This is a genomic window from Pseudomonas sp. LLC-1 (genome assembly GCF_002992185.1).
Taxonomy (GTDB): Bacteria; Pseudomonadota; Gammaproteobacteria; order Pseudomonadales; family Pseudomonadaceae; genus Aquipseudomonas; species Aquipseudomonas monteilii.
In genome coordinates this window covers 40,444-54,116 of record NZ_LUVY01000006.1, presented here as the reverse complement: position 1 = coordinate 54,116, position 13,673 = coordinate 40,444, and the positions used below count along the sequence as shown (strand labels likewise).

At 64.1% G+C, this 13,673-nt stretch carries 11 protein-coding genes; 7 read left to right on the top strand and 4 right to left on the bottom strand.

Features of this window, described 5'->3' with window-relative positions:
• The first annotated feature begins 8 nt into the window (after positions 1-8).
• The 5 genes from A0O30_RS04080 to A0O30_RS04060 all read left to right on the top strand — a co-directional run bounded on the left by A0O30_RS04080 (position 9) and on the right by A0O30_RS04060 (position 5,835).
• Positions 9-683 carry a heavy metal response regulator transcription factor gene (locus tag A0O30_RS04080; protein ID WP_012270545.1) on the top strand — a complete coding sequence of 225 codons (675 nt, stop codon included), beginning with the start codon at positions 9-11 and terminating at the stop codon, positions 681-683.
• Complete coding sequence (locus tag A0O30_RS04075; RefSeq protein ID WP_105945668.1) at positions 658-2,046, top strand: heavy metal sensor histidine kinase; 1,389 nt, start codon at positions 658-660, stop codon at positions 2,044-2,046. Before A0O30_RS04080 ends, A0O30_RS04075 begins: the two co-directional genes overlap by 26 nt.
• Before the next feature lie 309 nt (positions 2,047-2,355).
• The gene (locus tag A0O30_RS04070) at positions 2,356-2,580 is read left to right on the top strand and encodes a hypothetical protein (RefSeq protein WP_105945667.1); all 225 of its coding nucleotides are present in this window, start codon (positions 2,356-2,358) and stop codon (positions 2,578-2,580) included.
• A 205-nt stretch (positions 2,581-2,785) separates the two neighbouring features.
• Positions 2,786-4,120 carry an OprD family porin gene (locus tag A0O30_RS04065; protein WP_105945666.1) on the top strand — a complete coding sequence of 445 codons (1,335 nt, stop codon included), beginning with the start codon at positions 2,786-2,788 and terminating at the stop codon, positions 4,118-4,120.
• A gap of 224 nt (positions 4,121-4,344) precedes the next feature.
• Positions 4,345-5,835: a sensor domain-containing diguanylate cyclase gene (locus tag A0O30_RS04060; RefSeq protein WP_105945665.1), complete on the top strand. Its 1,491-nt coding sequence runs from the start codon at positions 4,345-4,347 to the stop codon at positions 5,833-5,835.
• On the opposite strand, the gene A0O30_RS04055 is transcribed toward A0O30_RS04060, so the two are convergent.
• Positions 5,832-6,308 (bottom strand): PA2169 family four-helix-bundle protein, encoded by a 477-nt coding sequence (locus tag A0O30_RS04055; protein ID WP_019099750.1) that lies wholly within the window; start codon positions 6,306-6,308, stop codon positions 5,832-5,834. The genes A0O30_RS04060 and A0O30_RS04055 overlap by 4 nt on opposite strands.
• 203 nt (positions 6,309-6,511) lie before the next feature.
• Between A0O30_RS04055 and A0O30_RS04050 the strand changes: the two genes are divergently transcribed.
• Complete coding sequence (locus tag A0O30_RS04050) at positions 6,512-6,733, top strand: DUF3820 family protein (RefSeq protein WP_003247308.1); 222 nt, start codon at positions 6,512-6,514, stop codon at positions 6,731-6,733.
• A 121-nt stretch (positions 6,734-6,854) separates the two neighbouring features.
• Here the strand turns inward: A0O30_RS04050 and A0O30_RS04045 are convergent, their stop codons facing one another.
• Genes A0O30_RS04045 through ptsP form a run of 3 tightly spaced genes read right to left on the bottom strand, consistent with a single transcriptional unit; the run spans position 6,855 to position 12,391 of the window.
• Positions 6,855-8,594, bottom strand: coding sequence for a PTS fructose-like transporter subunit IIB (locus A0O30_RS04045; protein ID WP_105945664.1), 1,740 nt, complete (start codon positions 8,592-8,594; stop codon positions 6,855-6,857).
• The gene (pfkB, locus tag A0O30_RS04040) at positions 8,591-9,538 is read right to left on the bottom strand and encodes a 1-phosphofructokinase (protein WP_105945663.1); all 948 of its coding nucleotides are present in this window, start codon (positions 9,536-9,538) and stop codon (positions 8,591-8,593) included. The genes A0O30_RS04045 and pfkB overlap by 4 nt, the downstream gene beginning before the upstream one ends.
• The gene (ptsP, locus tag A0O30_RS04035; protein WP_105945662.1) at positions 9,539-12,391 is read right to left on the bottom strand and encodes a phosphoenolpyruvate--protein phosphotransferase; all 2,853 of its coding nucleotides are present in this window, start codon (positions 12,389-12,391) and stop codon (positions 9,539-9,541) included.
• A gap of 284 nt (positions 12,392-12,675) precedes the next feature.
• Between ptsP and cra the strand changes: the two genes are divergently transcribed.
• Positions 12,676-13,671 (top strand): catabolite repressor/activator, encoded by a 996-nt coding sequence (gene cra, locus A0O30_RS04030; protein WP_028699510.1) that lies wholly within the window; start codon positions 12,676-12,678, stop codon positions 13,669-13,671.
• Positions 13,672-13,673: the final 2 nt, after the last annotated feature.

The window sequence follows — 13,673 nt, the reverse complement described above, 5'->3', positions numbered from 1 at the left end:
ACAAGACCATGCGTGTGCTGATCATCGAAGACGAAGAAAAAACCGCCGACTACCTGCATCGTGGCCTGAGCGAACAGGGCTTTACCGTGGACCTGGCGCGGGACGGCATCGACGGCCTGCACCTGGCCCTGGAGGGCGATTACGCGGTGATCGTGCTGGATGTGATGCTGCCCGGCCTGGACGGCTATGGCGTGCTGCGCGCCTTGCGCGCGCGCAAGCAGACGCCGGTGATCATGCTGACCGCCCGCGAACGGGTCGAAGACCGCATCCACGGCCTGCGTGAGGGTGCCGACGACTATCTGGGCAAGCCGTTCTCGTTTCTTGAACTGGTCGCCCGTCTTCAGGCCCTTACCCGCCGTAGCAGCAGCCACGAACCGCTCCAGGTGCAGGTGGCAGACCTGTGGATCGACCTGATGGCGCGCAAGGCCACCCGCGCCGGCCAGCGCCTGGACCTGACTGCCAAGGAGTTCTCGCTGCTGAGCGTTCTGGCCCGGCGGCAGGGTGAAATCCTGTCGAAGACGGCGATTGCCGAGCTGGTCTGGGACATCAACTTCGACAGCGATGCCAACGTTGTGGAAGTGGCAATCAAGCGCCTGCGCGCCAAGCTGGACGGGCCTTTCGACAACAAGCTGCTGCACACCATCCGAGGCATGGGCTATGTCCTGGAAAACCGTGCGGGGTAATTCCATCGCCCTGCGCCTGTCGGCGCTGTTCATCCTGGTAGCACTGGGCGTGTTCGTGTTGATCGGCTCGGCACTTTACCGCCAGGTCGACCACAGCCTTGACTTGCTGCCGCAAGCTGAACTGGACGCACGCTTCAGCGTGCTCGAATCCACCCTCAACCGCTTCGGTACGCCAGACCACTGGGCCAAGATCAACAACAAGCTCAACCTGCTGAGCGAAGAAGACAAACGCATCCGCTTCTGGGTGGTCAGCAGCAACCCGGCCTACGAGTACGGCCACCCCAGCGAGCTGGTACGGGCCTTCGCCGAAGGCCCGCAGGGTATGCGCGACCTGCGCCTGCCCGACCGCCCCTACCCTTACAAGGTGCTGGTCAGCGAACTGCCAGCACTGGGCGAGCGGCCACCGCTACGCTTTCTGATCGGCATCGACACCGAAACCTTCTGGCAGGCGCAGCACAGCCTGCTGGTGGCGATTGTCGGTTTGGCAGTGCTTGGCGTACTGCTGGCCTCAGTGCTGGGCTACTGGGTGGCGCGCATTGGCCTGCGCCCGTTGCTGGCGTTGTCCAACGAGGCCCAGGCCCTGGCCCCGCCACGCCTGGACGGGCGCTTGAAGACCCACGCGCTGGCCCCGGAACTGGCGCAGTTTGCCGGCGCCTTCAACGCTGCGCTCGACCGTGTCAGCCAGGCCTACTCGCGGCTGGAAGCCTTCAACGCTGACGTTGCCCATGAACTGCGCTCACCGCTCACCAACCTGATCGGCCAGACCCAGGTCGCACTCACCCGAGGCCGCAGCGCCGAGCATTATTTCGAAGTGCTGCAATCCAACCTGGAAGAGCTGGAACGCCTGCGCAGCATCATCAACGACATGCTGTTTCTGGCCAGTGCCGACCAGGGCAGCAAGGCCACTGCCCTGACCCAGGCCTCGCTGGCAGAGGAAGTGGCGACCACGCTCGACTACCTGGACTACATCCTCGAAGACGCGCAGGTCAGCGTGAACGTAAGCGGCGATGCCCACGCCCCCATCGAAAAAGCCCAACTGCGCCGGGCGTTGATCAACCTGCTGAACAACGCCGTGCAACATACGGCGCCACACCAGGTGATCCAGGTGCAGATCGATGCCGGGCCGGAGCAGGTCAGCATCGCCGTGAGCAACCCGGGGCCGGCGATTGACGACGAGCACCTGCCGTTGCTGTTCGAGCGCTTCTACCGGGTGGATGCGGCGCGCAGCAACAGTGGCGGGGGTAACCATGGGTTGGGGTTGGCCATCGTTAAGGCGATTGCGCTGATGCATGGGGGGGAGGTGTTCGTGCGCAGTGGGGCCGGGGCCAATACCTTCGGTATCAAGCTGCCAACCCATGGCTGACAAGCGTCACGGTCCCTGTGGGAGCGGCCTTGTGTCGCGAAAGGGTCGCGAAGCGGCCCCAAGTTCTGTGCCATAGCATCAATTGCCGGGGCTGCTCTGCAGCCCTTTCGCGACACAAGGCCGCTCCCACAGAGAACCGCTAAAGCGCTCTAGATTGCGGGTTTGCGCCGAAAGTACTATTGCTTTCTCAGGGATCGTTACCTTTTGCGCAACAGTGCTTATCGCACTCAGGTCTGTTTCCAGTGCACTGAAAGGACTAACTTTACCCCCGTCCTCATTAGCACTTGCACCGCAAGAAGGTAGTTTCAAATGTCCAACAGTATGGGTATTGCCAGCGTCTTCGTCCTGTCTTCCCTGTTGTTGTCGCCCCTGGCCATGGCCGAAGAATCCAGCGCTTTCGTCACCCGTAATGCAGCGCTCGCCGCCGTCCACCAAGAGGCCCGCGACGCTGTAGCCGCAAATAAGGCTGACGCCGCCAAAGACGCAAAACAGACCGCTTCCAAAGCTGCTGTCGATGCCAATGCCGACAGCTGATAAAGCACTGTCGCTGCTCCCGATTTCCCTTGGCTACGCCATGGGCACCACCGGTGCCGATATGTTAGCCTTTTAAAGCCGCTGCCGATCAGCGGCTTTTTTTATGTGCTTTAACGCTCAGCCCGGCTGTAACGTCTACTTATAAGAAAGACGCACATTCAAAAATAAAAACTGCCCCACCGTCACACCAAAGGAGCTAGTACCGGTGCCTTCCGCGTTTCGTTTTACCCCGCTGTTCATTGCGTTGACTGCAACGATCCCTTTCGCCGCCCAGGCAGATGAAGACAAGGCTGATGGCTTCATCGAAGGGTCGTCCTTCAACCTGCATTTCCGTAATGCCTACTTCAACCGCGACAACCACAACGCCGGCGTGCGCGACACCCGCGAGTGGGGCCAGGGCGCGGTTGCGCGCTTCGAGTCCGGTTACACCCCGGGTGTGGTCGGCTTTGGCCTGGACGCCCATGCCATGCTGGGCCTCAAGCTCGACGGCGGTGGCGGCCATGCCGGCACCAGCATCCTGCCCGAGCACATCAAGGACGACGGCGAGCTGGGCGCTGCCCCGCACTCGTTCTCCACGGCTGGCGCTGCAGTCAAGCTGAAGGCATTCGACACCGAGCTGAAAGCCGGTGACCTGTTCCTCACCAACCCGGTGATCGCTGGCGGCGAAACCCGCATGCTGCCGCAGACCTTCCGTGGCGTGAGCCTGACCAACACCAGCATCGACGGCCTGCTGCTCGAAGGCGGCCAGGTGAGCTTCACCCACCCGTACAACCAGAGCGGCCACCGCCGTATCGACACCTACTACGGCTCGCTGAACGAACACGACAAGAGCAAGCACCTGAACTGGGCCGGCGCGTCGTGGAGCGGTACCGAGAACATCACCGCCAACCTGTACGCCGCCGAACTGAAGGACATCTGGAACCAGTACTACGCTGACTTCGACTACACCTACGTGGTCAACGACCTGGTCAGCCTGAACCCAGGCGTGCACTTCTACCACACCCAGGACACCGGCCAGGCCCTGCTGGGCAAGATCGACAACAACACCTACAGCGTGCACTTCACCGTCAACGCCGGGTTCCACAGCGTCACCGCCGCCTACCAGCGGGTCAACGGCAACACGCCGTTCGACTACATCAACCTGGGCGACAGCGTGTACCTGGACAACTCGCGCATGTACTCGGACTTCAACGCGCCGAACGAGCGTTCGTGGAAGCTGCAGTACGACTATGACTTCGCCGGCGTCGGCGTGCCTGGCCTGACCACCTCGCTGTCGTACTCGCGCGGTGAAGCCGACCTGACCAAGGCGGTGCAGGACACCACGCACTACGACTACTACCGTGAAGATGGCAAGAACGCCATGCACTGGGAACGCGACCTGGACGTGAAGTACGTGTTCCAGGAAGGTGACCTGAAAGACCTGTCGGTGCTGGTGCGCTATGCCACCCACCGTGGTAGCCAGGGTTATGCGTCGATCGACAGCAACAGTGACAACGATGAAGTGCGGGTGATCGTGGATTATCCGCTGAACGTGTTCTGATCCAAGACCGTATGCGAGGGCTTTGCCCTCGTTTCGCCGGCAAGCCAGCTCCCACAGGTACTGCAGCAGCCTCAAAGGTTGCACTGTACCTGTGGGAGCTGGCTTGCCGGCGATGGGCTGCGCAGCAGCCCTACGCGTGATTCCGTCGGACAAATCTTGTCCGACAATCCGCGCTTCCCTAGAATGTCGCCGCCGCGAATGGCCCTGCCCACGCAGTAGCGAGCATGCCCACCCGATTACCGCGTTTCGCATTCCTCAGGTCGCACCCCGAGCTGACCCTCAATCTGGGCAGCTGCCTTGCCGTGCTCGCCATCGTCGCCATCGTCAGCTACCTGCTGGCGCGGGAACGCGATAGCGTCGAGCTGTCGGCCATTCGCTCGTCCAACAACATCGTTCAGTTGATCGAAAGCGACATCCTGCGCAACGCCGAACTCTACGATCAGTCCCTGCAGGGCCTGATCTGGGCTGTCGGACGCAAGGAACTGCCGGAAATCCCCGGCCCGCTACGCCAGCGCCTGCTATTCAATGAAGCCTTCGTCGACCGCAAACGCGGTGATGTGCTGTGGCTGGACAAACAAGGCAACGTAGTGGGCGACTCCACCAGCAGCGTGCCGCGCAAGGCCAACTTCGGCGATACCGGGGTGTTCAAGGCGCATCAGAACAACGCCAACCTCGGTTTGCTGGTGGGCCCGCCGTTCAAGGCCAAACTGGGCGACCTGGACTGGTGTATCAGTTTCAGCCGGCGTATCTCTGGCCCCAATGGCGAATTCGCCGGGCTGGCGGCAGGGGCACTGCGCCTGTCGTACTTCAGCGAACTGTTCCAGCGCCTGGACATCGGCGACGACAGCAGCATCAACCTGTTCAATACCGACGGGCAGTTGCTCGCCCGCCAGCCCTCGCGCACGCAAGACCCACTGATCGGCACCAACTATGCCGAGCGGCCCAACTTCAAGCGTATTCTCAGCGAACAGAGTGGCAACTTCACCGCACGCTCCGGGAGCGACGGCAGCTCACGCATCTACACCTTTGCCCGTGTCGCGCAGTTGCCGCTGATCGTACTGGTGGTTCACTCGGCAGACGAGGTGTTCCAGTCGTGGCGACGTACCGCGATTCTGGTCAGCGTCGCTACCGGCGTGCTCTGCGTGGGCATTCTCTGGCTGACCCTGCTGCTGGGCCGCGAACTGCGCCGCCGTCAGGAAGCCGAGCAAGGCCTGGCAACCCTGGCTGCCACCGACAGCCTGACGGGCCTGGCCAACCGTCGCCGCCTGGACCAGGTGCTGCGCCAGGAATGGGCTCGCGCGCAACGCAACCGCAAGCCGCTGGCCGTGCTGATGGTGGATGTGGACCATTTCAAGGCATTCAACCAGCGCCATGGCCATGCCGGTGGCGACCATGCCCTGCGTGAAGTGGCCAAAGCCATCGAAGCGTGCATCCGCCGCCCGGCCGACCTGGCTGCGCGTTATGGTGGGGAGGAGTTTCAGGTGGTGCTGCCGGAAACCGACCTGGCCGGCGCCCGGTTACTGGCGGAACGCATACGCGCCAGCGTCGAGGCGCTAGCGCCGTTTGCCGATGATGCCCACGCGGTGACGGTGAGCATCGGTATCGGCCTGTCCGGCACCCAGCACGACCTGGCCAGGGTACTGGGCGCTGCGGACGAAGCGCTCTACCGGGCCAAGGCCATGGGCCGCAACCGGGTAGAGGGGCCTGAGGCTTAAGAACGGGCGCGGGCAGCGTTGCGCAGGGCCTTGACCTGGTCATGGTTGCGCTGCACGCCTTGCAACTGTTTTTCCACCAGGCTGTAAGTCATGTCGCTGGCGGTGCGGCCCAGTTTCACCAGCTTTTCGCGGGCTTCCTTGTAGGCTTTAAGCGCGTGGTCCTCGCCCCGCTCCACCTCGTTGAGCACCGCTTCTTCATCCTTGCCGGTGACCATCGACTTCAGGTTGACCCAGCCACGGTGCAGGTCGCCGCTGATGCTGGTGGAGGTTTCCGGGTCGCCGCCCAGGCGGCGCACTTCGCTTTGCAGCTCGCCTGCGGCATTGGCGCACTCGCCGGCACGCTGGACGAAAAACGCTTTCAACTCTGGGTTCTTCACATCATCGGCCGAGGTCTTGAAGCCTTTCTCGCCATCCTTGCTGTACTCGATCAGGTCGTTGAGCACATCGATCACGTCTTTGTTGGGGTTACTCATGGTACGAACTCCTTGGCAGGTGATAGTCATCTGTAAGGGAGCAGTGTTCGTGCCAAGCCTTAATCAAAAAATAAATCCATTATTTTCAATGACTTATGTAATTAAGGATGAAGACTGATGAGGGCGTTCTGCATGATTACCGCTTGGGCCCTCGTGCAGATTGCAGTATGGTCGGCGCTTTTCCACAGCCAGGTGCATCGAAGATGAAGCCGGAAACCCTCGAACTGCTGGTGACCCGGAGCATGCCGTTTGGCAAGTATCAGGGACGGATCATTGCCGACCTGCCGGGGGACTACCTGGCGTGGTTTGCGCGCAAGGGCTTTCCGGCGGGGGAGCTGGGTGGGCTGCTGGCGTTGATGCATGAGATCGACCACAACGGGTTGGGTGATCTGTTGGTGCCGTTGCGGCAGAAGCATCGGCGGTGACCTGTGCTGGCCCTATCGCCGGCAAGCCAGCTCCCACAGGATCGCGCTGGCCTCTGGAGCTGCGCTGTACCTGTGGGAGCTGGCTTGCCGGCGATAGGGCCAGTGGAGCCAACCCAGGTCTTTAGCCTTTTACAGGAGCCACCGCCAACTCCACCCGCTCGCTCTTCTTGATCACCGCATACACCACCGCCGTCACCAGGCTACCCGCCACAATCGCCAGCAGGTAAAGCAGTGCATGGTTGATCGCATTGGGAATCAGCAGCACGAACAAGCCGCCATGCGGCGCCATCAGCTTGCAGCCGAAGTACATCGACAGCGCCCCGGTCAATGCGCCACCCACGACACTGGCCGGGATCACCCGTAGCGGATCTTTGGCTGCGAACGGGATCGCCCCTTCGGAGATGAAGCACAGCCCCAGCGCCAACGCCGCCTTGCCTGCCTCGCGCTCGCTCTGGGCGAACTTGCGCCGGGCCAGGAAAGTGGCGATGCCAAGGCCTATCGGCGGCACCATGCCGGCGGCCATGGTCGCCGCCATCGGTGCGTAGCTCGACGACGCCAGCAACCCCACCGAGAAGGCATAGGCGGCCTTGTTGATCGGCCCGCCAAGGTCGACGCACATCATGCCTCCCAGCAACAGCCCCAACAGGATGGCATTGGTGGTGCCCATGCTGTCGAGGAAATGCGTAAGCCCTTCGAGCATGGCCGCCACCGGCTGGCCCACCACGTAGATCATCACCAGGCCGGTGAACAGGCTGGCCAGCAGCGGAATGATCAGGATCGGCTTCAGCGCTTCCAGGCTGGTGGGCAGGCGCGCCCAGCGGGCAATGGCCTTGGCGCTGTAACCGGCAAGAAAGCCCGCGACGATGCCACCGATGAAACCGGCCCCCAAGGTGCTGGCCAGCAGGCCACCGATCATGCCCGGCGCAAGCCCCGGGCGGTCGGCGATGGACCAGGCGATGTAGCCCGCCAACAGCGGTACCATCAGCTTGAACGCAGCCTCGCCACCGATCTGCATCAACGCCGCCGGCAAGGTGCCCGGTTCTTTATACGCCTCGATGCCGAACACGAACGACAGGGCAATCAGCAGCCCACCGGCCACCACCATGGGCAGCATGAACGACACCCCGGTCAGCAGGTGCTTGTACACTCCGGTCTTCTCGCCCTTTGCCGTACTGGCAGCGGCTACGGCATCGGCGCTGCTTTCCACTTTGGCTTCGGCCAGGGCCTTGTCCAGCGTGGCGCGGGCTTGCTTGAGGGCGATGCCAGTGCCACAACGGTAGATCCGTTTGCCGGCAAACCGCGCAGTGGGCACTTCGATGTCAGCGGCCAGCAGCACCACATCCGCCTCTGCGATGGCCTCGGCAGACAAGGGATTGCGCGCCCCGACCGAACCCTGGGTTTCGACCGTGAGTTGATAGCCCATCTGTTGTGCCGCTTGCTGCAAGGCTTCTGCGGCCATGAATGTGTGCGCGACGCCGGTCGGGCAAGCAGTGACCGCAACGATTCGCGTGACAGCGCTGCCAACGGCGACTGGGGCGTCTGATGCCGCCACCAACGGCTGGGCATTGGCGGCCGCCTCATCGAGGAAGCCTTCACGGTCGGCCAGCGCCTGGGAGGGTGTGCTCTGGTACACGCGCTTGCCGACAAAGCGGGCCAGGTCCACTGCGCCAGTGCTGACTACCAGCACCCAGTCGGCGTCGGCGATCTGCTGCGCACTCAGTTGCCGTTCCGGGTGCCCGGCGTCCTGCACTTCGACACTGGTACTCCAGCCACGCCGCTGGGCAGCGGCGGACAACAAGCGTGCGCTCAGCACACTCGACACCTGGCCGTTGGGGCAGGCGGTGACAATGGCAATGTTCATCGGCAACCCTCTTGTTGTTCTGTCAGTTGCACGGCCGCTTCCAGACGCGCCAGTTGCTCGCGGTCACGGATGCCGAAGCCAACCTGGGTGACGGCCTGGGCGGCAATCGCGGTGGCGCGGGCCAACGTCTGCGCAGGCAGCTCGCCCTGCAGCAGGCCATGGACCATGCCGGCTACCAGCGAATCCCCCGCCCCCACCGTGCTGGCGACCCGCACCTTGGGTGGGCAGGCGTGTACGGCCAGATCGCGGGCGAACCAGCTGACACCCTGCTCACCTGCAGACACCACCACATGTTCGACGCCGCTGGCCAGCAGGTGCTCGGCGGCTGCACGTTGCTGCGCCGGGTTATCCACAGCCAGGCCGAGTACATCGCCCAACTCTTCGGTATTGGGCTTGACCAGCCAAGGGGCGCTTTGCAGGCCCGCACGCAAGGCTTCGCCGCTGCTGTCCAGCGCGACCTTCAGGCCCGATGCCTTCAACTGGTCGAGTAACTGGCGGAACCACTCGGCACTGATGCCACGCGGCAGGCTTCCAGCCACCACCACCGCATCATGGCCTGGGGCGACCTGTTTCAGGCGGCGCAGCAACGCGCTACGCGCCGCCTCATCAACTTCCGGGCCCTGGCCGTTGATGTCGGTGACGCGGCCATCGGCCTCGACCAGCTTGATGTTGCTGCGGGTTTCGCCCGGCACGCGAACAAAGCAGTCGGCAAAACCGCGCCACTGGATCAGCGCTTCGAATGGCTGCAGGTTGTCCTGCCCGAGAAAGCCGCCGACGGTCACGCTGTGCCCCAGGTCGGCCAGTACCTGGGCAACGTTCAGCCCTTTACCCGCTGCGTGGCTCTGTTGCACCTGGCTGCGGTTGACTTGCCCCGGGCGCAGGATGTCCAGGCCGATGGTGATATCCAGCGCCGGGTTCAGGGTGAGGGTGAGGATCTTGGCCATTCAGAAACGCTCCACCAGCGCGCGAACCGCCGCAGCGCTGTCTTGTTGCAGGGCCTCGCGCGCCAGGGCGCGGGCCGTCTGGTGATCGGCCTGGCGAACCAGGGCCTTGACTTCGGCGATGCTGCGCGCAGATACGCTGAGCTCGTCAACGTCCAGCCCCAGCAGCACAGGCACCGCCTGCGGATCGGCCGCCAACTCGCCGCATACGCCTACCCACTTGCCATGGGCATGGGCGGCGCGCACGGTCATGTCGATCAGGCTGAGCACGGCCGGGTGCAGGCCATCGGCCTGGGCCGAAAGGCTTGGGTGGCCACGGTCGATGGCCAGGGTGTATTGGGTCAGGTCGTTGGTGCCGATGCTGAAGAAGTCCACTTCACGCGCCAGTTGCGGCGCCAGCAAGGCCGCCGAAGGCACTTCGACCATGATGCCCAGTTGCAAGTCGGCCACCGGGGTTTCTGCACGCAAGCGCTCGACCATGGCCCGCGCCTCGCGCCACTCGTGTACCTGGCCAACCATCGGGAACATGATACGCAGCGGGCGATTGTCGGCAGCCTGCAGCAAGGCACGCAGCTGGTCTTCCATGATGTGCGGGCGCTGCAGAGTCAAGCGCACGCCGCGCACGCCAAGGAAAGGGTTTTCTTCGGCGGCGATCGGCCAGTACGGCAGCGGCTTGTCGCCGCCGACATCGAGGGTGCGCACCACCAGCGGTCGCCCGTCCAGGCCATCGAGCACGCGGCGGTACTCGGCTTCCTGGGTCGCCACGTCCGGGGCCTGGGGGTGTGCCATGAAAATCAGTTCGGTGCGTAGCAGGCCGACGCCTTCGGCGCCCTGCTCCACCACCTTGGCGATGCCGTTGCTGTCCCCGATGTTGGCGAACACCTCGACAGCGTGGCCATCGCGGGTCACGGCGGGTTCGAGGCGATTGGCCCACGCGGCCTGCAGGCGTTGCTCGCGGGCATCACGCTCGGCCAGGGCGCGTTGCAATTCTTCTTCCGGCGGCGCCACGTTGACCACGCCGCGCTGGCCATCGAGCAACAGCGGCGTGCCGGACTCAAGCAGCAGGACCGCTGCCCCCGCACCCACCACTGCAGGAATGCCCAACGCACGGGCGACGATGGCACTGTGGGCAGTGGCGCCTCCTTGAGCGGTGACGATGCCGGCGACCCGGCTTGGGTCCAGCCGCGCCACATCGGACGGGCCGACTTCGGTCATCACCAGTACGTAAGGTTGTTCCGGCTCAACCTGGGCCTGCACACCGCACAATTGCGCCAGCACGCGGCGGCCGATGTCGCGCAGGTCGGCGGCGCGTTCGGCCAGCAAGGCATCGTGCAGCGCCTCTTGCTGACGGGCTGCGGCTTCGATTACCGCCATCCAGGCTGCCGCAGCACTTTCGCCTTGGGCAAGGCGCTGTTCGACATCGTCGGTCAGGGCCGGGTCGGCGAGCATTTCCTGGTGGGTGACGAAGATCTCGCCAATGGCTTTGTCGCTGCGCTTCACCAAAGCCTGCAGGTCGCTGTCCACCGCCGCTATGGCCTGACGCAGCTTTTGCCGCTCCAGAGCACTGGATTCGCCACGTAGCGGATAGTCGAACTCACGCTCGACACACACATGCGCCGGGCCGCTGGCAATGCCGGGGGCAGCGCCCACGCCCTGGATACGGCTTCCGGCCACGGGGGCTTGCAGCACGTCGGCCGCAACGCTGGCAATGGGTGCTTCACGTTGCGCCAGCGGCTCGACCTCTTCGCCCAGGCCCTGTTCGATGGCCGCCAGCAGCACCGGCAAGGCATCGGCGGCGATGCCCGGTTCGGCCACCAACTCCAGCGTCTGGCCACGGCGGGCGCCGAGGCTGAGCAGCTTGCTCAGGCTCTTCACCGACACCGCCGGCTGCGCACTGTCGACCACGCGAACGCGGATCTCGCCCTCGAAGCCTTTGGCCAGTTGCGCCAGCACCTTGGCCGGGCGCGCATGCAAGCCATGCGGGTTGGCCAGCACGATGCGCGCACTGGGCCAATCCGCTGGCGCCTCGCCCCCCAGCACTTCCAGTACCGCACGGCTGCTGGTGGCCTGGTAGAGCATTTGCCCACGCCCTTCGATCAGCACTTCGCACAGGCGCTCAAGCAAGGCCTGGTGGGCCGCGCCGAGGCTGGCCAGGCAGAACAGGCCGTTGAGCGGCTGGTCACGGTAACGCAGTGGCTGCTGCGGGGTGATGAAGGCCAGGCCGGGTTGGCGCACCTGACGCTCGCTGTGCAGCCACCACAGGCCCTCGCCCAATGGCAGCGGCTCGGCCTGTTGCAGCACGGCGGCAAAACCGCTGTTAACACAGTCGGCACGCTGCAGCAGGCGGGCACCGCGCCAGGCCAGTTCGTCGAAATCCTCAGCGGGAACGTTCAGGCCGACCAGCTGCGCATCCAGCGCCAGTTCCTGAGGCGCACCTTGCAGCAACTTGAGCAGCGCTTCGGCAGAGCTGGCCCGGCGTAGCGCTTCGGCCAGGTCGGTCTCACCCAGGGCACGGGTGAGCAGCTGCAGCAGGCGCAGGTGTTCATCGGAGCGTGCAGCAATGCCAATGGCCAGGTAGACCCTTTGCCCATCACCCCAGTCTACGCCTTCGGGAAACTGCAACAGGCGCACGCCCGTGGCATGCACCAGATCGCGGGTTTGTGGCGTGCCATGGGGGATGGCGATGCCCTGGCCAAGGAACGTTGAGCCTTGGGCCTCGCGGGCCTGCAGCCCTTGCAGGTAACCCTCGGCGACCAGGCCGTCAGCGACCAGCCGGTCCGCCAGCAGGCACAACGCCTCGGCCTTGTCGGCGGCCGTCTGGCCCATGGCTATCTGCTCCTTGGCGAGCTCGAGCATGACCTTCTCCTTTTGCAGTTCCCGGTCGGGTACTGGAGTATTGTTGTGAAATTCACATGAAGGGCCAGTTCAACAGCCTTGCACAGATGGCAGCCGAGGCAGAAAATTCGGCGGCTGAAACGTTTAATCTGACCAGACGGCCACGTTACTCGATAATCTGCCCGGTAAAAAGCCCCATCCTGTCGGACAATTGCGACAATGGTCGTCTGCGCGTGATGCCTGCGCTGGGTCAAAATGCCCGGTCCGGCCTTACAGCCAGCCCCGGAAATAACAAGGAAAATTCGGTGAAACTCAGCGATATCGCCCGCCTGGCCGGTGTGTCCGTGACCACAGCCAGCTATGTCATCAACGGCAAGGCTGAACAGCAGCGCATCAGCAACACCACCGTCGAGCGCGTGCGTGCAGTGGTCGAAGCCCATGGCTTTACCCCAAACCCGCAGGCCGCTGGCCTGCGCAGCCGGCACACCCGCACCCTGGGCTTCATTCTCCCGGATCTGGAGAACCCCAGCTACGCCCGCATTGCCAAGCAGCTGGAGCAAGGCGCCCGCGCCCGTGGCTACCAGTTGCTGATCGCCAGCAGCGATGACCAGCCCGACAGCGAGCGCCAGTTGCAGCAACTGTTCCGCGCCCGCCGCTGCGACGCGCTGTTCGTCGCCAGCTGCCTGCCGCCGGAAGATGACAGCTACCGCGATTTGCAGGACAAAGGCCTGCCGGTGATCGCCATCGACCGCCGCCTGGACCCTGCGCACTTCTGCTCGGTGATCAGCGACGATCGTGATGCCAGCCGCCAACTGGCCGCCAGCCTGCTTAGTGCCGCCCCGCGCAGCATTGCCCTGATCGGCGCCCGTCCTGAGCTGTCCGTCAGCCAGGCGCGTGCCGGCGGCTTCGACGAGGCGCTGCAAGGCTATGCCGGTGAAGTGCGCCGCTATCAGGGTGAAGCGTTCAGCCGCGAGTGCGGCCAGCGCCTGATGCAACAGCTGATCGACGACCTGGGCGGCCTGCCGGATGCCTTGGTGACCACCTCGTACGTACTGCTGCAAGGGGTGTTCGATACCCTGCAGGCGCGCCCTGCCGATTCGCGCCAGCTGCAGCTGGGCACCTTTGGCGACAACCAGTTGCTTGATTTCCTGCCGCTGCCGGTCAATGCCATGGCCCAGCAGCATGGCCTGATTGCCGCCACCGCGCTGGAGCTGGCGCTGGCCGCCATCGAGGAAAAGCGCTACGAGCCAGGTGTGCATGCCGTTGGTCGTACCTTCAAGCAGCGCATCACTGCAGCCTGACC

What these genes read in the sequence shown, in the direction of transcription:
- A0O30_RS04045 (WP_105945664.1), bottom strand. Translation starts at nt 8,594, where the DNA reads ATGAACATTGCCATTGTCACCGCCTGCCCCAACGGCCAGGTGTCGAGT.
- A0O30_RS04080 (WP_012270545.1), top strand. Translation starts at nt 9, where the DNA reads ATGCGTGTGCTGATCATCGAAGACGAAGAAAAAACCGCCGACTACCTG.
- A0O30_RS04060 (WP_105945665.1), top strand. Translation starts at nt 4,345, where the DNA reads ATGCCCACCCGATTACCGCGTTTCGCATTCCTCAGGTCGCACCCCGAG.
- ptsP (WP_105945662.1), bottom strand. Translation starts at nt 12,391, where the DNA reads ATGCTCGAGCTCGCCAAGGAGCAGATAGCCATGGGCCAGACGGCCGCC.
- A0O30_RS04070 (WP_105945667.1), top strand. Translation starts at nt 2,356, where the DNA reads ATGTCCAACAGTATGGGTATTGCCAGCGTCTTCGTCCTGTCTTCCCTG.
- A0O30_RS04050 (WP_003247308.1), top strand. Translation starts at nt 6,512, where the DNA reads ATGAAGCCGGAAACCCTCGAACTGCTGGTGACCCGGAGCATGCCGTTT.
- pfkB (WP_105945663.1), bottom strand. Translation starts at nt 9,538, where the DNA reads ATGGCCAAGATCCTCACCCTCACCCTGAACCCGGCGCTGGATATCACC.
- A0O30_RS04055 (WP_019099750.1), bottom strand. Translation starts at nt 6,308, where the DNA reads ATGAGTAACCCCAACAAAGACGTGATCGATGTGCTCAACGACCTGATC.
- A0O30_RS04075 (WP_105945668.1), top strand. Translation starts at nt 658, where the DNA reads ATGTCCTGGAAAACCGTGCGGGGTAATTCCATCGCCCTGCGCCTGTCG.